We start from the raw sequence: 334 nt of genomic DNA, 5'->3' as shown, positions 1-334 counted from the left end.
CGAATCCAGGTACTTGCGCACTTCCATCGTCACGCGATAACGCAGGCGCAGGTTGTGTTGCATCTGCGGACGACGCAGGTCCAGCACGCGGTGCGTGAGGCGCGTGGTTTCCGACAGGTTGTCGTCGTCGAGCTGGAACGGCGGCGTGACCGACGCGTTCAGCACGTTCAGCTCGTGGCACAGCACTTCGATCTTGCCGCTCGTCAGGCTGGCGTTGGTCGTGCCTTCCGGACGGTTGCGCACGACGCCCTTCACCTGGACGCAGAATTCGTTGCGCACGCCTTCGGCCGTCTTGAACATCTCAGCGCGGTCCGGGTCGCAGACGACCTGAACG

1 protein-coding gene is annotated in these 334 nt (G+C 63.8%); it reads right to left on the bottom strand.

The window, feature by feature from the left end:
- On the bottom strand, positions 1–334 hold a 334-nt coding region (locus SB753_RS35665), incomplete at both ends, for an amino acid--tRNA ligase-related protein (protein ID WP_410804799.1).

The organism is Paraburkholderia sp. SIMBA_053 (assembly GCF_046534895.1).
GTDB lineage: Bacteria > Pseudomonadota > Gammaproteobacteria > Burkholderiales > Burkholderiaceae > Paraburkholderia > Paraburkholderia caledonica.
This window is presented reverse-complemented; position numbering and strand designations above follow the sequence as displayed.